Source organism: Agromyces sp. Soil535 (genome assembly GCF_001428255.1).
Classification (GTDB): Bacteria; Actinomycetota; Actinomycetes; order Actinomycetales; family Microbacteriaceae; genus Agromyces.
In genome coordinates this window covers 19360-36292 of record NZ_LMRW01000006.1, presented here as the reverse complement: position 1 = coordinate 36292, position 16933 = coordinate 19360, and the positions used below count along the sequence as shown (strand labels likewise).

The 16933-nt window shown below is 70.5% G+C and carries 22 protein-coding genes; 17 read left to right on the top strand and 5 right to left on the bottom strand.

Features of this window, described 5'->3' with window-relative positions:
- The first annotated feature begins 57 nt into the window (after positions 1–57).
- The 9 genes from ASG80_RS07025 (at position 58) to ASG80_RS06990 (ending at position 5658) form a co-directional block, all read left to right on the top strand.
- Positions 58–948 (top strand): hypothetical protein, encoded by an 891-nt coding sequence (locus ASG80_RS07025; RefSeq protein ID WP_056729464.1) that lies wholly within the window; start codon positions 58–60, stop codon positions 946–948.
- Between the two features lie 121 nt (positions 949–1069).
- Entirely contained in the window at positions 1070–1714 is a 645-nt protein-coding gene (locus ASG80_RS07020) for a type IV toxin-antitoxin system AbiEi family antitoxin domain-containing protein (RefSeq protein ID WP_056729463.1), read from the top strand.
- A 317-nt stretch (positions 1715–2031) separates the two neighbouring features.
- On the top strand, positions 2032–2277 hold the full coding sequence (locus tag ASG80_RS07015) for a hypothetical protein (protein WP_056729462.1): 246 nt from the start codon (positions 2032–2034) through the stop codon (positions 2275–2277).
- Positions 2274–3137, top strand: a complete 864-nt coding sequence (locus ASG80_RS07010) for a type II secretion system F family protein (protein WP_056729461.1) — start codon at positions 2274–2276, stop codon at positions 3135–3137. The genes ASG80_RS07015 and ASG80_RS07010 overlap by 4 nt, the downstream gene beginning before the upstream one ends.
- Complete coding sequence (locus ASG80_RS07005; protein ID WP_082589867.1) at positions 3125–4072, top strand: type II secretion system F family protein; 948 nt, start codon at positions 3125–3127, stop codon at positions 4070–4072. Before ASG80_RS07010 ends, ASG80_RS07005 begins: the two co-directional genes overlap by 13 nt.
- Before the next feature lie 72 nt (positions 4073–4144).
- A complete protein-coding gene (locus tag ASG80_RS24405) occupies positions 4145–4300 on the top strand; it encodes a hypothetical protein (RefSeq protein WP_235508224.1) in 156 nt (51 codons plus the stop codon).
- A 47-nt stretch (positions 4301–4347) separates the two neighbouring features.
- Positions 4348–4722: a TadE/TadG family type IV pilus assembly protein gene (locus ASG80_RS07000; protein WP_235508219.1), complete on the top strand. Its 375-nt coding sequence runs from the start codon at positions 4348–4350 to the stop codon at positions 4720–4722.
- Entirely contained in the window at positions 4697–5212 is a 516-nt protein-coding gene (locus ASG80_RS23450; protein WP_056729460.1) for a hypothetical protein, read from the top strand. The genes ASG80_RS07000 and ASG80_RS23450 overlap by 26 nt, the downstream gene beginning before the upstream one ends.
- A complete protein-coding gene (locus ASG80_RS06990; protein ID WP_056729459.1) occupies positions 5209–5658 on the top strand; it encodes a pilus assembly protein TadG-related protein in 450 nt (149 codons plus the stop codon). The genes ASG80_RS23450 and ASG80_RS06990 overlap by 4 nt, the downstream gene beginning before the upstream one ends.
- A 38-nt stretch (positions 5659–5696) precedes the next feature.
- Here the strand turns inward: ASG80_RS06990 and ASG80_RS06985 are convergent, their stop codons facing one another.
- Entirely contained in the window at positions 5697–6404 is a 708-nt protein-coding gene (locus ASG80_RS06985) for a hypothetical protein (protein ID WP_056729458.1), read from the bottom strand.
- Between the two features lie 154 nt (positions 6405–6558).
- Between ASG80_RS06985 and ASG80_RS06980 the strand changes: the two genes are divergently transcribed.
- From ASG80_RS06980 to ASG80_RS06970, 3 genes are all read left to right on the top strand, one after another.
- Positions 6559–6954, top strand: a complete 396-nt coding sequence (locus ASG80_RS06980; protein ID WP_056729457.1) for a PPOX class F420-dependent oxidoreductase — start codon at positions 6559–6561, stop codon at positions 6952–6954.
- Positions 6955–6956: 2 nt separating this feature from the next.
- Positions 6957–7238 carry a hypothetical protein gene (locus ASG80_RS06975; RefSeq protein WP_056729456.1) on the top strand — a complete coding sequence of 94 codons (282 nt, stop codon included), beginning with the start codon at positions 6957–6959 and terminating at the stop codon, positions 7236–7238.
- 72 nt (positions 7239–7310) lie between these two features.
- Positions 7311–8261, top strand: a complete 951-nt coding sequence (locus ASG80_RS06970; RefSeq protein WP_056729455.1) for a hypothetical protein — start codon at positions 7311–7313, stop codon at positions 8259–8261.
- A gap of 15 nt (positions 8262–8276) precedes the next feature.
- Here the strand turns inward: ASG80_RS06970 and ASG80_RS06965 are convergent, their stop codons facing one another.
- From ASG80_RS06965 to ASG80_RS06955, 3 genes are all read right to left on the bottom strand, one after another.
- A complete protein-coding gene (locus ASG80_RS06965; RefSeq protein WP_056729454.1) occupies positions 8277–9554 on the bottom strand; it encodes an MFS transporter in 1278 nt (425 codons plus the stop codon).
- Between the two features lie 36 nt (positions 9555–9590).
- A complete protein-coding gene (locus ASG80_RS06960; protein ID WP_056729453.1) occupies positions 9591–10097 on the bottom strand; it encodes a type VI secretion system tube protein Hcp in 507 nt (168 codons plus the stop codon).
- Between the two features lie 83 nt (positions 10098–10180).
- On the bottom strand, positions 10181–11107 hold the full coding sequence (locus tag ASG80_RS06955) for a hypothetical protein (RefSeq protein WP_056729452.1): 927 nt from the start codon (positions 11105–11107) through the stop codon (positions 10181–10183).
- A gap of 158 nt (positions 11108–11265) precedes the next feature.
- Here ASG80_RS06955 and prfB point away from each other — a divergent pair, with 158 nt between their 5' ends.
- Positions 11266–12375 (top strand): peptide chain release factor 2, encoded by a 1110-nt coding sequence (gene prfB / locus ASG80_RS06950; RefSeq protein ID WP_056729451.1) that lies wholly within the window; start codon positions 11266–11268, stop codon positions 12373–12375.
- A 25-nt stretch (positions 12376–12400) separates the two neighbouring features.
- Here the strand turns inward: prfB and ASG80_RS06945 are convergent, their stop codons facing one another.
- Positions 12401–13150 carry a gamma-glutamyl-gamma-aminobutyrate hydrolase family protein gene (locus ASG80_RS06945; RefSeq protein ID WP_235508222.1) on the bottom strand — a complete coding sequence of 250 codons (750 nt, stop codon included), beginning with the start codon at positions 13148–13150 and terminating at the stop codon, positions 12401–12403.
- Positions 13151–13313: 163 nt separating this feature from the next.
- On the opposite strand from ASG80_RS06945, the gene ftsE reads away from it, so the two are divergent.
- The 4 genes from ftsE (at position 13314) to ASG80_RS06925 (ending at position 16928) form a co-directional block, all read left to right on the top strand.
- Entirely contained in the window at positions 13314–14645 is a 1332-nt protein-coding gene (ftsE, locus tag ASG80_RS06940; protein ID WP_056729449.1) for a cell division ATP-binding protein FtsE, read from the top strand.
- The gene (gene ftsX, locus ASG80_RS06935) at positions 14642–15553 is read left to right on the top strand and encodes a permease-like cell division protein FtsX (protein ID WP_056729448.1); all 912 of its coding nucleotides are present in this window, start codon (positions 14642–14644) and stop codon (positions 15551–15553) included. The genes ftsE and ftsX overlap by 4 nt, the downstream gene beginning before the upstream one ends.
- Positions 15554–15622: 69 nt before the next feature.
- A complete protein-coding gene (smpB, locus tag ASG80_RS06930; protein ID WP_056729518.1) occupies positions 15623–16099 on the top strand; it encodes an SsrA-binding protein SmpB in 477 nt (158 codons plus the stop codon).
- Positions 16100–16187: 88 nt separating this feature from the next.
- Positions 16188–16928 carry a tyrosine-protein phosphatase gene (locus ASG80_RS06925; protein WP_056729447.1) on the top strand — a complete coding sequence of 247 codons (741 nt, stop codon included), beginning with the start codon at positions 16188–16190 and terminating at the stop codon, positions 16926–16928.
- Positions 16929–16933: the final 5 nt, after the last annotated feature.

The window sequence follows — 16933 nt, the reverse complement described above, 5'->3', positions numbered from 1 at the left end:
TCCACGATCGTCGCCCGGGGCGACTGGATCGAAGTTCACCGCGCTACGGTGCGCGGTATGGACTTCTTCCACACGGTGCCGCCAGAGATGCGCCACCAGATCTCTCGGCCGCTCATTGACCTCGGAACCGCTGCGAGCAGGATTGGATCCGCCCTATGGGAGAGCGAGCCCGCTCCCGATTCTCGCGCGAGTGTGATCCTTGCCGGGCGATCCATGAGTTCTACAGCGTTCACTGATGTTTCGGTCGCTCTTGCTGCCGGTTCCGATCACTACCACGCCCTTGCCCGCCTGATTCGCCTGGAAGAGGAGTTCGGCCCATCTATTGCAGCGCTCACCCGCAGCTGCATCGAGACACTCGGTCGAGGTTGGTGGTTGCTTGACTCTGCGGACGCCGCACAGATGGAGCATCGTGCCGCCGCCACGGCGGTAAGGGAGCAGGAGACCGCCGCGCGCAATGACGTCGCGTCGGTACGAGTTTTTGATGATCATGCCCGCGGAGAAGCTGTTGCTGATCCGCTTGGCGAGGCGCGGACTCACCTGGCGACCGTCCAGGTGGAGGGTGTGACCGAAACTGTCCCGGGCTATAGGGCGTTGGCGGTGGCAATCATGGTGGCAGCGGAAATCGACAAGCCAGCAGCTATGTACTCCCACCTCTCCGGCGTAGCGCACGGAGAGTCAAGCACGGTCGGCGGTCTCGGCTCGCGCAGGGCTACCGTATTGGCCGATCAGGTCGCTGCTTTCAGCATGGGGCTCCCGATCCGTAACGCTCGGACCTACTTATTCGCGCTCACAACCGTGCTGGACGCATTCATGAGCAGGCTCATGGCCCTATGGGGTATCCGCGCACACGAGGAGCGCTGGGAGCAGGTGAGGGGGCGCACGTTCATGAAGTTCGATGAGCTATTCACTGCTTTGGAGAGGGCACCTGAGCCGCCCCTTGTGCCGTAGTCACAAACGCTCGCTATCTCAACCGGTCAACGCACCACCCTGCTGCCGAAAGGGTCTATCCGGGTGCTCGAGCTAGATCGATAGCTACCGCAAATGTATCAAATACAGACACAATTGACGTATGAGTTTCGCGGACGTGACGCGACGGCTCGGCGCAATCGCCGAGATCCAGTGGGGCCTGGTGACCACCGCCCAGGCAGCAGAGGCCGGTGTGACCCGGCTGCAGCTGTCCCGCATGGCCCGGGCCGGCGCCCTCGAGCGCCTCGCGCACGGCACCTACCGGCTCGCCGGCGTCCCCTCGCACGAGCACGAGGAGATCCTCGCCGCCTGGCTCGGCCTCGAACCCACAAAGACCGGTCAGTCGAGCACTGGACAACAGCCGCGGGTCGTGGTCGCAGGCGCCGCCGCCGCGCGCCTGCACGGGATCGGCGACCTCTGGCTCGACCGCCTCGACTTCATCGCCCCGACCCGCCGGTCCACCCGCCGAGAGGACATCCGCATCCGCATCCGCAACCTCGCATCCGACGAGATCACGACCGTCGACGGCGTTCCAACCCTCACCGCCGCGCGCACCATCGCTGACCTCGTGGAGAGCTGGACCGACCTCTCCCTCGTCGCCGACGCCACCCGCGACGCAGTCGACCGGGGCATCCTGAACCGCGACCGGCTCGCCGACCACCTCGAACACCTCGCCCACCGCGACAACTTCGACAGTGGCGCCGACCTCAGAGACCACCTGCTCGACGTCGCCGGCGTACCCACGTGACCACGCAGCCCGCATACCTTGCCTGGCCGTCCATCGAGCAGGCCTACAAGGCCGCCGCTGTCAAACGGACCGCCGCACCCGGAGGCATACCTGACAACGTCTGCGACCAGCACCGCAAGCACTCGAGTACGAGGTGCCGGGCAACCCGCCCGCTGCCGTGTTCGCTTTCGGACGAGCAACTGCAGCATGGCGTTCGAATCGCTAGGCCTCGTCATCTACGTGCTTGACAACCGGAATCATCGCAACTTCCAGCCGTGGGCCCGGAAATCTTCCATTGCCCCTAGATAATCTTCCGCAACATCGACTCCGCGTTCGTCGTGCCGACCGTCGCGAGCTGCATCGACCTGGTCGTGCACCTCGCCATCGACCGCGACGGCACGCGCCGAGTGGTCGAGATCGCCGCGCCGACCGGTTCGACGACGGATGCCGCGGTCGACGTCGAGGCGATCTTCACCCGGCGTCGCGGGGACCTCCTGCCGACCGGTGCGCGGCCCGCTCGGACCGCCAAGTTCCTCGCCGCGGGACTCGACCCCGAGATCGTGCTCGCCGGAGGTGCTCGGTGAGCCTGATCCTCGGCGGCATCCTCGGACTGGGTGTGCTCCTCACGCTGTCGCCCCTGCTGTGGCCGGCACGACACGATGGCAGGAACCCGGTGGCCTCGCCACTGCGCGGCATCCGCGACGACCTCGCGCTGGCCGGTGTGGGCGGCGCGCCGCTCATGGCCGTGGCCGCGGTCTGCGTGGTCCTCGCGATCCTCGCCGGTGCTCTGGCTCACGCGGTGTTCCAGATCCCCGTGCTCACCGCGGTTGCGGGATTGCTCGGCGGCGCGCTGGTACCGCTCGCCGTCCGAGGGCGTGCGACCCGGCGACGCGCGGCGAATCGCGCCGTCTGGCCCGACGTGGTCGATCACCTCGTGGCATCGGTGCGCGCGGGAATGTCGCTGCCCGACAGCGTTGCCGCCCTGGGGGAGCTCGGACCGGCGTCGACGCGGAGCGCCTTCGCGGCTTTCGAGGCCGACTTCCGTCGTACCGGCAATTTCCTCGTCTGCCTCGATCGGCTCAAAGCGACCCTCGCCGATCCGGTCGCAGATCGCATCCTCGAGACGCTGCGGATTGCACGCGAGGTGGGCGGCAGCGACGTCACGGCGGTGCTCCGCGGGCTCGCGGGCTATCTCAGGGAGGATGCCGCGCTGCGGGCCGAGGTCGTCGCCCGGCAGTCGTGGATCCGGAACGCCGCCAGATTGGGCGTCGCGGCCCCTTGGCTGCTGCTGCTCGTCCTCGCGTCGCGTCACGAGACGCTCGTCGCCTACGACTCCGCGGCCGGCGCAGCCCTCATCCTCGTCGGCGTCGGGGTGACCCTCGTCGCGTACCGCGCCATGATCGCCCTCGGCCGGCTTCCCGAGGAGCGGCGATGGCTTCGCTGAACGCGATCGCACCGATCGGCATCCTCCTCGGCGCCGTGCTCGGCCTCGGCCTGTGGCTCATCGTGTCGGCCGTGCCCAGAGTCGGTCGACCGAGGCTCGTGGAGCGGGTCGCCCCGTACGTGGCGGATCTCTCCGCCGAGGCACGGGCGATGCTGGCGCGTCGCCCGTCGGATCCCGCCCCGGTGCTCGGCCTGGTGGTCGCGCCGGTGGCGCATCGGCTCAAGAGCGTCGCCGCCGCCTGGCTCGGCGGCAACGAGGTGATCGCGAAGCGGTTGCGCCAGGCCGGCTCGACCGCGAGCGTCGAGCGCTTCCGCGGCCTGCAGCTCGCCTGGTCGGCGGCCGGGTTCGTGGTGGGCGCGGCGCTCGCCCTCGCGGTTCCGACCGTCACCGCCATGCCGACGGTGATCCGGCTCGCTCTGCCGGTGATCGCCGCGGCACTCGGGGCGGTGGTACGCGACTGGTTGCTGCAGCAGCGTGCGCGGCGCCGTCTCGCCCGCGTCTCCGCCGAGCTGCCCACCGTGCTCGAGTTCCTCACCCTGAGCCTCACCGCGGGCGAGGGCATGTTCGATGCGATCCGCCGGGTCGCAGGCACGGGGTCGGGCGAGCTCCCCGGCGAGTTCGCGCGCGTCGTGTCCGCGGTCGGGACCGGTGTTCCCCTCAGTACCGCGCTCGCCGACTTACGCGACGGGCTCGACCATCCGGCGCTGTCACGAGCCCTCGACCAGGTGCTCGGCGCGCTCGATCGCGGCGCGCCGCTCGCCGCCGTGCTCCGTGCCCAGGCCGGCGACGTGCGCGAACAGGCGAAGCGCACGATCATCGAGCTCGCGGGCCGCAAGGAGATCGCGATGCTCGTTCCGCTGATCTTCCTCATCCTGCCGGTCACCGTGGCCTTCGCTCTCTTCCCCGGCTACCTGGTGCTGCAGGCGGGCTTCTGATGAACGAACCCAAGGCAAGCGCACGACGCACCGACGGATGCACCGACGAAAGGAACCCAGATGCGACATCGGATGATCCAACGGCTTCGGGAGGATCGCGGCGACGTGCCCGGATGGGTGCTCATCACCCTCATGACCGCAGGGCTCGTGATCGTCATCTGGGGGCTCGCCGGCCCCGCGCTGAGCGGCGTCTTCGATCAGGCGATCGGACGCGTACTCGGGTTCTGACCGACCGCCGCGCCACCGGCGCGCCACAGTTGCTGCGTGCGCTCGTCGTGGAGGAACGGGGATCGGCCGTCGCCGAGTTCACTCTCGTCGGCATCCTGCTCACGGTGCTCGCGCTCGCGGTCGTACAGCTCGCACTGGCGCTCCACGTGCGCAATACCCTGCTCGATGCGGCCGCCGAGGGTGCTCGATACGCCGCGCTCGGCGGTTCGTCGAGCGCGGACGGCATCGCACGCACGAAGGACCTGATCACGGCGGCGGTGTCGGCGGAGTACGCACAGGACGTCACGGCCGGCTCGGCCTCGATCGGGGGCGTGCCGGCCGTGGAGGTCTCCGTGCGTGCGACGCTCCCCGTCGTCGGCCTGCTCGGCGTCCAGCGCGGACTGGAGGTGTCGGGTCATGCGGCGATCGAGGTCGTGGAGTGATGGACCTGCCCGTCCGATCCGAACCACGTCGGCTCGAGTCCGCGCGCTCGACGCGCCGCTCGCAGGCGACCGGGGGTCCGCCTCGCTCGAGTTCCTCACGGTCGGGATCATCCTGATCGTGCCCCTCGTGTATCTCGTGCTCGCCGTCGCGGCCATCCAGGCCGGTGCGCTCGGCGTGGAGGGAGCCGCACGTCAGGCAGCGCGGGTCGCTGTGCTCGCGGCGAATGCCGCAGCCTCGGATGCCGCGGTGGACCGCGCGGTGCGGGTGACGCTCGGCGACTACGGGATCGACGCTGCCGCGGCATCCGTGTCGATGTCGTGCGATCGCCCGGACTGCCGCGAACCCGGCGCTCGCGTGAGCGTCTCCGTGCTCGCCCGTGTCGAGCTGCCGCTCGTGCCCGACTTCCTCGCCCTCACCGCCGTCGGCAGCGTGCCGATCGAGGCGAGCGCGACGCAGACCGTCTCACGCTTCGCGACAGGCGCCCGGTGAGGAGCGTCGAGGGCGAGCGCCTCGCGAGGGAGGAGGGCGGGTCGACGCTGCTGCTCACGATCTTCTACTGCTTCCTCGGCCTCTCGATCATCGTGGTGGTCGTATCGGCGACGACGTTGTATCTCGAGCGGAAGCGACTGTTCACGGTCGCCGACGGTGCAGCGCTGGCGGCCGCGGAGGCGTGGAGCCTCGACGCCGTGCGCATCGACGGCGACCGTCTCGCGATCGAGCTCGACGCGGCAGACGTCCGCGCGGCGGCGGCGGCCTACCTGGCGGATACGGCGAGCGACCTCGACGACCTCGAGCTGGTCCGTGCGGCATCCGACGACGGACGCACCGCGACCGTCACGCTCCGGTCGGTGTGGCACGCACCGCTGCACACCGATCTCGTGCCCCTCGCGGTGCCGATCGAAGTGACGGTGACGGCGCGCTCGGTCTTCCACTGATCAGTCGGTCTTCCACTGATCAGCCTGTCAGGACAGGGTCAGTGCCAGGAAGCCGGTTCGACGTTCGAACCGAGCCGCTGGAAGAGCTGCATCTTGCGGCGGATCGCGTCCTCGTCGGTCGGGAGATCCCAGATGAACACGTGGTCCGACGGTGAGTACATCAACGTCCGTGAGGTCGTGACGACCTCAACCGAGTCCTGGCTCACCCCGAAGAGATCGGTACCCGACCGGAGCGCCGACCGCACGATGGTGCCGAGCGAGTTGCCGTCCTCGGTGGAGAGCATGTGTCCGACATGGTGGGTGCGCAGTCCACGTGCCTTGAGGCGTCGGAGCGGTCGCGGCTCGCTGCCGTGCACGTTCGGCCAGCAGACCTTGCAGCTCCGCACGCCGGAGAGGCTGCGCGCCGCGTCTCGCGTCACCAGGGCGGGCACGCTCAGGCGGTGCCGACGATCAGCGTCGAGGCGCCGGCGATGATGGTCCGTCCACAGGGCGTGTCGGTCGAGGTGCGGCTCCAGGGCAGGGCACTCGAGTCGGTGCAGCGTCCGTTCGCGGGGCGTGTCCATGTGCGTCACCGCGAACTCCGCGCCCTGGCTGAACGCCTGGCGCAGCTCGTGCAACTCCTCCGCGATGATCCGGTCGACGAGGGCATCCGTCTCGTTGCGGCCCGGCTCAGGGGGCTCGAGCATGCCGCTGCCGGCATGGGAGGGGATTGCGGATTCGATGCGTGCCGGCTCGGATCGTGTCATCCGTTGACTCCGTTCGGGTTGGTGCTCGGGACCGTACCCCCTGAGGCCGAATCTAGTGGACCGCGGCATCCGTTGGCACGCAGCACGCAGACGACACGCGCCGTGTCGTGGGTCAGGGGCGCAGACGGCGCGCACGTGCGATTGACTGGAGGGCATGACCGCCGACCTCAGGGACCACTTCGCCCGCATCCTCACCGCACCCGTCTTCGGCCACCTCGCCACCGTGCGCCACCACGGCAGCATGCAGGTCAACCCGATGTGGTTCGAGTACGACGACGCCGGAGTCATCCGCTTCACTCACACCACGAAGCGTGCGAAGTATCGCAACCTGCAGCGCAACCCGCACATGACCCTCGAGGCGCTCGACCCCGACAACCCGCTCAGATACGTGGAGGTGCGCGGTCGGCTCGCCGAGGTGATCCCCGACCCCGAGGGGGCGTTCTACGTGCACCTCGCGAAGCGCTACGGCGAGACCGACCCGCACGCGCCGGCCGACCGGGCCGATCGCGTGATCCTCGTGATGCAGGTCGACCGGATCGGCGGGCGCTGACGATGAGCGCCGATGGCAGCGACGGTCGCCCCGCGAAGCCGCGGCGCACCTCGCTGTACGCGATCATCGGGCTCCTCATCGCGGTGGGCTCGTTCATGCTGCCGGCGGTTCCGGCGGTCGTCGCCGGCGCGGGGGCGGTCGTGCTCGGGGTGCTCGGCCGCCGGCAGTTCAGGCGCGACCCGCGAACGGGGCCGTCGTGGGTGTCGCTCGCCGCGATCATCGTGGGCGGATTCGTATTGGCCAGCCAGGCTCTCCTCCTCGCGGTCTTCACCGTCTCGGGCTGACGAAGGACCGGGCGGCCCGGCCTGCGCCGTGGGGCGAGACATCCGTCGCCGTCACGGGCCATGATGGGACCCATGGCGACCGACGCGCTCACCGCCGCAGCCGACGAGCTCTACGCCCTCGTGCCCGAGGCGTTCACGGCCGCCCGCAACGCACGCGCGAAGGAGGCCAGGCTCGACGACCGCGAGCTCGGGCAGCGCATCGGCGAGCTGCGCAAGCCGTCGCCGGCGGCGTGGATCGTCAACCAGCTGGTACGCGAGCACCCCGACGCGGTCGATGAGCTGCTCGACCTCGGCGCCGACCTGCGTGACGCGCAGGCCGCAGGCGACGGCAAGGCGCTGACGGGCCTCGGCTCCGAGCGCCGCAAGCTCGTCTCCGGGCTGATTCAGCAGGCGAGCGGCATCGCGGATGCCGCCGACCGCTCGGCCTCGCGAGCCGTGCTCGACGAGGTCGAGCAGACCCTCATCGCCGCGACCGTCGACGAGGCGGCAGGCGAGGCGCTGCGCACCGGCCGGCTCGTGCGGAGCCTGCAGGCCGTGGGATTCGAGGACGTCGACCTCGACGGGGCCGTGGCCGGCGAGGCATCCGCCGGTCGTCCCACCCGGAAACGCCCCGCGCCCTCACGTGTCGGCGGCACCGTTCGCGGCTCGGGCCGGGGCGGTCGTCTGAGGGCAGGCGACGAGGAAGCGGATGCCGCGGCCGCCGAACGCGAGGCCGCGGCCCGGGCCGGCCAGCGCACGCGCGCCGAGGCCGACGTGGAGGAGGCCCGCGGGCGTGCCGCGGCGGCTCAGCGAGCGCTCGACGAGGCGCAGGACCTCCTTGCCGCCGCCGAGTGGAACGCCGACGAGCTCCGCGACGAGCGCCACGACCTCGAGACCCGCCTGAAGGAGCTGCGCACCGAGATCGCCGAGGCCGAACGCGACGAGCGCGAGGCCGAGCGGGTGCGGGCGAAGGCCGCGATCGCGGTCGACCGCGCCCGCGACGACGTCGAGGCGGCCGAGACGGCGCTCGAGCGGCTCGGCTGAGCAGGCCGGCCGACCTCAGCCGCCCGACCGGCGCGGTCGTCGGGGCACGTAGCGCGGCACGTACCGCCACAGGATCGCCGCGCCAACGAGCCCCAGCACGCCCATCGTGGCGCTCGCGGCCATGATCGACACCGCCGACGTCACGCCGGCGAGGATGAGCGGCGCAGCGGCACCGCCCGCGTCGCCGATGGTGCGGAACGCACCGAGGAACGGCGCCGGGTTCGCCTTGGGCGCGAGGTCGGCGCCGAGCGTGAGGATCACCCCGCTCGACAGGCCGTTCGCGACGCCGAAGAGCAGTGCGACGCCGGTGAACCACGCTTCGGCCCCCGGCACGTCGTGCGTGAGCGCGAGCACGACGAACCCCATGCCGAGACCCACGAGCCCCGGGATCGCGCTCCAGAGCCGCCCGAAGCGGTCCATCACCTGGCCGCTCACGTAGAACAGCGCGAAGTCGACAGTCGCCGAGATGCCGATCACGAGCGCCGCGGCCTCGGGCGGCATCCCGATCGACACCGCCCACAACGGCAGGATCACCGTGCGGCTCGCCCGCACGGCGGCGAGCAGCCCCACGCCGCTGCCGATCCGCAGCAGCACACCGCGGTACGTCACGATGGCCCGGAACACGCCGTGCGACGCGGCATCCGCTTCGGCCTCGCCGGCCGTGCGAACGCCATCGGCAGCGGATGCCGCACGCGCGAGCCGCGCGGCGCCGAACACCCGCTCGGGGTCGGGCAGCACGAGCAGCACGACGACCACGGCGAAGCACGCCGCGACGAGCACCCAGAACACGACCTCCGACGACCCGGTCCACGCGATGAGCGCCGCCGCCACGAACGGTCCGATTGCCCAGCCGCCGCGGAACACCCCGGCGAGGGTCGACAGCGCCCTGGCCCGCACCGCCTCGGGCACGTAGCTCGTGAGGAACGCGTGGCGCGCGAGCCCGAAGACCGCCGTCGCGAGGCCGAGCAGGAACATGCCGATGCCGAGTGCGAGCTCGGTGGGGGAGACGAGCGCGATGAGCACGCCGATGACGGCGAGCATCGACGCGCCGATCATGGCGTTGCGCTCGCCGATGCTGGCCACCAGCCAGCCTGCGGGCAGGTCGCCCGCGAGCTCGCCGACCATGATCATGGCCGCGATGAGCCCTGCGATCGCGAGCGAGGCGCCGCGCTCGGTGGCGACCACCGGGATGACCGGGATGATCGCGCCCTCGCCGACCGAGAACAGCAGGGTCGGCAGGTAGGCCGGGAGGATGATCGAGCGCCACGAGAACGGGTGCGTGGCGTCGGTCATCGCCTTCGACGCTACACCCGCCGCGGGCGCCGCTCGTCAGGGCGCCGTCGTCACCGTCCCGGTCGCGATGTTCCAGCTGAACGTGGCCGGATCCGCGAGCGAGCCGTCGGGCGACTGCCTGCGGTACCCGAACTTCACCGAGCGGAACTCCATGCCGACGGTCTGCTCCACCTCGCCGTCGGCGGATCCCGTCGTGGTCACCGAGGTGATCGTGACGTCCTCCATCAGCACCGTCAGCCACGCCTCGCGTCCGCCGTGGCCGCCGGGACGCGTCACATGCAGCTCCGCCTTCCGGAGATGACGACCGGATGCCACGAACCCGAGCAGCTTCGTCGAGGCCGCGTCGAACGCGTGCTCCCAGACGAGCGCCGAGGGGTCGGGTCGTCCGGCGCCGCCGCCGGCACCGCCGCCCGGGCCGCCGGGACCCGCGCTCGCCGTGACGCCCCAGCTCCACGACAGCAGCTCGATCCAGTTCTCATGGCCGACCGCGGGTGACTCGCCCGGCGCGTCGTCGAAGAACGTGAGGTACGCGTGGCCCGACATGGTCGCCCCCTTCGGCGCCGAGGTCCCCCCGACCTCGCGCTGCCTCGCAGTGTACGCCGCCGCGTTTCCGGCCGGACAGCGCCTCAGCCGACGGGCTCGCCCTCGTACCAGCGCAGCACCCGCAGCGCGCGCAGCGTGTTCCAGCGGCTCGGCCTGCCGTCTCCCTCCTCCATCTCGAAATGGGTCCTCGCGCGGTGGGTGTGCTGCAGCGGCCATCGGCCGTCGCTTCGCCGCCGGTCGTGCACGAGCTCGATGGCCTCAGCGCAGCGCGGGTCGGGCGGAGCACCCGCGCTGCGGAAGTATTCGAGCCCGCGGAGCACGTCGAAGTGCCACTGCGGCGGGAACGAGAACAGCATCCAGGTCGGCTTGACGACCGCGCCGGTGGAAAGCGATCGGAACAGCCGCCGCTCCAGGAGGTACTCCTCGCCGCGCGCCAGGGCCGACGCGATCGCCGGATCGCGGGCCACCGAATGCTCGACCTCCAGCAGCCCTTCGAGCACCAGGATCGTCGTGTGGAACGAGGATCGCCGGGAATGCAAGGGTGCCTCGCAATTCCACCCGCCATCATCGAGTTGCTCGCCGAGCAGCCGCTCCAGCGGGCGATCGGTGTTGGCGCCCGTGACGCCGAAGTATGCCGAGATCGCCAGCACCATGCCATTGACGCACGGCTCCGTCGCCCCGGCGAAGAACGGTCTCCGGCCACCGCGGCCCCAGGTCACGCCGTCACGCACCCGGTCCACGGCGGCCCGCGCCTCCTCCGATGCGGGGTCGAGCCCGAGGAGTCGGAGCAGCAGCAGCGTGTACGTGGTGGAGATCCATTTCGGCGAGTACGTGCCGCCGCCCCACTGCCCGTCGTCACCCTGCAGCGTGAGCAGCCGCGCGCCCCAGCCCTGCGCGGCGATGCGGGCCCGTTCGGTCGCGACGATCTCAGCTGGCTCGTCGGTGAGGTCGCGCATGACCTGCCAGCGGATCGAGGGATCCGAGTCGAGCAACCACTCCGTGACATCCATGTGCACCTGCCTCCGTCGATTCTGCCGCGGTGAACGCGTCCGGGATAGGGGCATCGGGCCCACGGATGCCGCAGGCCCACGGATGCCGCTGGCCCACGGATGGCGCCGCCCGGCACGCGCACCCGCCTCTCAGCGCGCCCGACTAGGCTGGTGAGGCCATGTTGGATCTTGACCTCACGCAGGAGATCGCCGCGCTGCGCTCCACCTTCCGCGACATCCGTTCCGTCGTCGACGTCGACGCCCTAGAGGCCGACATCGCGCGGCTCTCGGAGCAGGCGGGCGCCCCCGACCTGTGGGACGACACCGCGAACGCCCAGAAGGTGACCAGCGCGCTCAGCCACCGGCAGTCCGAACTCGCGCGGGTGAAGAGCATCGACTCCCGCCTCGACGACCTCGAGGTGCTCATCGAGCTCGCGCACGAAGCGGGCGATGAGGAGACCGCGGGGGAGGCGCGCGAGGAGCTCGCCGCGCTGCAGAAGACCATCGGCGACCTCGAGGTGCAGACCCTGCTCGACGGCGAGTGGGATCCCCGCCCGGCGGTCGTCACCATCCGTGCCGGTGCAGGCGGCGTCGACGCCGCCGACTTCGCCGAGATGCTCATGCGCATGTACCTGCGCTGGGCCGAGAAGCACAATTACTCCGCCACCGTCATGGACACGAGCTACGCCGAGGAGGCGGGCATCAAGTCCGCCACGTTCGAGATCGACTCGCCCTATGCATTCGGAACCCTGAGCGTCGAGGCCGGCACGCACCGTCTCGTGCGGATGAGCCCCTTCGGCGCGGCCGGCAAGCGGCAGACGAGTTTCGCGGCCGTCGAGGTCATCCCCCTCATGGAGGAGACCGAGGAGATCGACATCCCCGAGAACGACATCCGCGTCGACGTGTTCCGCTCGAGCGGCCCCGGCGGACAGTCGGTCAACACGACGGACTCCGCCGTGCGCATCACCCACCTGCCCACGGGCACGGTCGTGTCGATGCAGAACGAGAAGTCGCAGATCCAGAACCGCGCCGCGGCCATGCGCGTGCTCCAGTCACGACTGCTTCTGCTGCAGAAGGAGCAGGAGGCCGCCCAGAAGAAGGAGCTCGCGGGCACCATCACCGCGAGCTGGGGCGACCAGATGCGCTCGTACGTGCTTGCGCCGTACCAGATGGTGAAAGACCTCCGCACCGACTTCGAGGTCAACAACCCCTCGGCGGTGTTCGACGGCGACCTCGACGGGTTCATCGCCGCCGGCATCAAGTGGCGCAAGCGCAAGACCGAGGACTAGCTCGACCGTCGAGGATCGCGCAGCCTCACGACCGCACGGCGAACTTCGCCCGCGCCCTCGTGCGCGCAGCCGCGACGAACGCGCGGATGAGTGCGATGCCCTCGGGGTCGAGCCGCTCCTCGGGGTGCCACTGCACGCCGAGGCAGAAGGCGCCGTCGACGGCCTCGATGGCCTCGATGACGCCGTCGGGCGCTCGCGCGGCGGCGACGAGCCCCTCGCCGAGCCGGTCGACGCCCTGGTGATGGTGCGACGAGATGTCGAACTCGGCCTCGTGCGTGATGTCGCTCAGCAGCGTGCCCGGCTCGATCGCAACCGGGTGCGACGTGTGCGTGCCGTACTCCTCGCGATGCGGCGTGAGGTCGAGGCGATCGCCGAGGTGCTGCTCGAGCGTGCCGCCGAGGGCCACGTTGATCACCTGCATTCCCCGGCAGGCGCCGAGCACGGGCATCGCGCGCTCGCGGGCGAGTTGTGTGAGGGCGATCTCGAGCTCGTCGCGCACCCGAAGCGGCGCGTCGTTCGTCGGATGCGCCTCGCTCCCGTACAGCGTGGCATCGAGGTCGCGCCCGCCTGGGAGGAACAGGCCGTCGACGAGGTCGAGCAGGCGCTGCGGGTCGTCCACGTGCACGTCGAGGCTCGGGAACAGCAGCGGCCCGCCGCCCGCCTCCTGGATCGCGGCTACGTAGGCGTGGGGGAGCCCGTCGGTGGGGATGTCCACCCATGCGCCGGAGCTCGCGGACTTGCGGTCGGCGACGATGCCGATGAAGGGAACGGTCATCACGCCTCCCGCCTCGTGTTCGGTTCCGGTATCCAACCTACGGATGCGGCGCGCGATCCGCACGCGGTCACGGTCGGCGTGCACCTCCGGCGCGAGGCGCATCCTGTGAGTTGGGGCGAGTCGCTGGTCCGATCGACGGCGCGTTGCTTAGGCTCGATCCGACATGATCCGATTCGACTCCGTCACCAAGACCTACCCGGGACAGTCGAGGCCCGCCCTGGACGACGTCGGGGTGGAGATCCTCCGCGGCGAGTTCGTCTTCCTCGTCGGCGCCTCCGGCTCCGGCAAGTCGAGCTTCCTCCGGCTGATCCTCAAGGAGGAGAAGCCCTCCAGGGGCAAGATCCACGTGCTCGGGCAGGACCTGGGGTCGATCTCGAGCCGCAAGGTGCCGTACTTCCGGCGCGACCTCGGCGTCGTGTTCCAGGACTTCCGGCTACTGCCCAACAAGAACGTCTACGAGAACGTGGCGTTCACCCTGCGGGTCATCGGCAAGTCACGCGGCTTCATCCAGTCAGCGGTGCCCGAGACCCTGAAACTCGTCGGCCTGGACGGCAAGGGCAAGCGGATGCCGCATGAGCTCTCGGGCGGCGAGCAGCAGCGTGTGGCCATCGCCCGCGCCATCGTGAACAAGCCGCAGATCCTTCTCGCCGACGAGCCCACGGGCAACCTCGACCCCGTCACGAGCGCCGGCATCATGACGCTCCTCGAACGCATCAACGCCAGCGGTACGACGGTGATCATGGCCACCCACGAGGCGGGCATCGTCGACCAGATGCAGCGCAGGGTGATCGAGCTCTCCGCTGGCGAGGTCGTGCGCGACGAGCGAGGCGCGGGCTACGGCGCCGCGCTCGCCGACGTCGACGCGGCCCTCGCCGTCGAGGAGACACCAGCGATCGTGGCGGCGCCGGTGCCCACTGAGATCGCCGCCGAGGAGGACGCGTCGGCCGTGATCGCGGCGGTCGCCGCGGCGTCGGCGAAGCCGGCGAAGCCGAGAACCACGAAGGCGCCGGCCACGAGGGCGCCGGCTGCGAAGGCGCCGGCAACGAATGCGCCGGCCGCGAAGGCGCCGGCCGCGAAGGCGCCGGCCACGAGGGCGCCGGCCGCGAAGGCGCCGGCCGCGAAGGCTCCGGCCGCGAAGTCAACGGCCACGGAGGCTCCGGCCACGAAGGCGGCGGCAAGGACCGTGAAGGCCGCCGCCCCGAAGGTCGGCAAGAAGGTCATGGAGGAGAAGCAGCCGCTCTATGTCGAGCCCGAGGAGCGAGACGAGGTGACGGATGCCGCGGCGGCGATCACCGCGGCCGCCACCGCGTCGGTGCCGGTCGCGCCCGCCGGCGGCGGTGACGACCCCGCCGCGGAGTCGGAAGGCGACTCGCAGGCCGCGACGCCCGACAGCGGAGCATCCGAGCACCTGACGCTGGCCGAGCGGCTGGGACTGCGGGCGCCGGGCGGACCGCGAGAAGGCGACGACCAACAGGAAGTGGGTCCGACGCGATGAGGTTCGGACTCGTCCTCTCCGAGGCCGCGAACGGCTTGCGCCGCAACGCCTCGATGGTCGTCTCGGTCGTGCTCGTAACGTTCATCTCGCTGACCTTCGTCGGTACCGCGGCGCTGCTGCAGTTGCAGATCGCGCAGATGAAGAACTACTGGTACGACCGCGCCCAGGTGGCCGTGTACCTCTGCACCTCGGTGTCGACGGCGGCGGGCTGCACCGACGGCGAGGCCACCGAGGAGCAGAAGGCGGCCGTCGAGGCGCAGCTCGACTCCGATACGCTCGCGCCGTTCATCGACGAGTTCTACTTCGAGGACCACGAGCAGGCGTACGCGAACTTCCAGGAGCAGTTCGAGGGCACACCCGCGGCCGACTACGTGACGCCCGAGGTGCTCAACGAGACGTTCTGGGTGAACCTCGTGGAACCCTCGCAGGCTGCCGTGATCGTCGAGAGCCTCGCTGGGCTCGCGGGTGTGGAGCAGGTCGTCGACCAGCGTCGCTACCTCGACCAGATCTTCGATGTGCTGAACGCGGCGAGCTACACGGCCATCGCGATCGCGGCGATCATGCTCGTGGCCGCGGCCCTGCTCATCGCGACGACGATCCGATTGTCGGCGTTCTCGCGCCGGCGCGAGCTCGGCATCATGCGCCTGGTCGGGGCGTCCAACCGGTTCATCCAGACGCCGTTCGTGCTGGAGGGCGTGTTCGCCGGGCTCATCGGGTCGCTGCTTGCCGGTGCGGCCGTGATCGCGATCGTGCAGTTCTTCGTGCAGGGCTACCTCGCCGAGAGCCTGTCGTTCACGTTCGTCGACCTCACCGACGCGCTCATCGTCGTTCCGGTGCTCGTCGCGGTGGGCGTGCTGCTCGCGGCGATCTCTGCAGGCATCGCCATCGGGCGGTACCTGAAGGTCTGAATCGGCTAGAGTGAAAGGCTGCTCCGGATGCTCCGGGGCATCCGTTCACTCGATTCGAAGGAGCCAGCCGTGCCCAGGGAACGCGGTCAGAAGGTCGTCGCGACCAACCGCAAGGCGCGCCACGACTACCTGATCGAGGACACCTACGAGGCGGGCATCGTGCTCACGGGCACCGAGGTGAAGTCGCTGCGCGAGGGTCGCGCCTCGCTCGTCGACGGCTACGCGTTCATCGACGGCGGTGAGATGTGGCTCGACGCGGTGCACATCCCCCAGTACACCGAGGGCACGTGGAACAACCACGCGCCGAGGCGCAAGCGCAAGCTCCTGCTGCACAAGCACGAGATCGTGAAGATCAGCCACAAGACGCAGGAGGGCGGCTACACGATCGTCCCCCTGCAGATCTACTTCGCCGACGGGCGGGCGAAGGTGGAGATCGCGGTCGCGAAGGGCAAGCGCGAGTACGACAAGCGCCAGGCCCTGCGCGAGCGGCAGGACAAGCGCGAGGCCGACCGCGCGATGGCCAGCCGGCGCAACCTCGGTGACTAAGCGGATGCCGCGGGGGCCGCTCGAGGGCCCCAGCGTTCGGGGCCGCCTCCCAGCCGCCACGTCGGAACCGCGGGGTAGGCTCATCGCGATGGAGACCTCCACCCGCATCCCGGTCCCCGGGACCTACAACTTCCGCGACGTCGGCGGAATGCCGGCCCGGAACGGCACGGTGCGCGACGGGGTGCTCTACCGCTCCGACGGCCTCCACCGCATCGGCGAGGCCGGCCGTGCGGAACTGCGCGCACTCGGGGTCGGCATCGTCATCGACCTGCGCGACGAGAACGAGGCCCGGCTCATGCCCGACGACCTCGAGGGGCTCGACGTCGAGGTGCTGCGGTTGCCCGTCTTCGAGGGATCGGGCGCCTCGCAGGGCTCGGGTGGCATCTCGCTCGACGCGCTCTACGAGCGCATCGTCACCCAGCACGCGTCGGTGGTCGTGAGCGCCCTGCGCGAGATCGCGAGCGCGGGGGAGCGCTCGGTGGTGGTCCACTGCACCGCCGGCAAGGATCGCACGGGCATCGTGGTCGCCCTCGCCCTGCTGGCGGCCGGCGTCGACCGCGAGGCCGTCATCGAGGACTACGCGCGCACCGAGGCGAACCTCGCAGGCGAGTGGCTCGAGGAGATGGTGAGGCTCATCGGCCGCTACGGCATCCCCGACACCCCCGAGCTCCGGATCCTCATGGGCGGCAGCCCGCGCGAGGCCATCGAGGGCGCGCTCGACACGGTCGAGCGCGCGCACGGCTCGACGCGCGACTACCTGCTCGCGTCCGGCCTCGGACTGCACGACCTCGCTGCGCTCGAGCGGCTGCTTATCGATCCCGACGCCTGATCGCC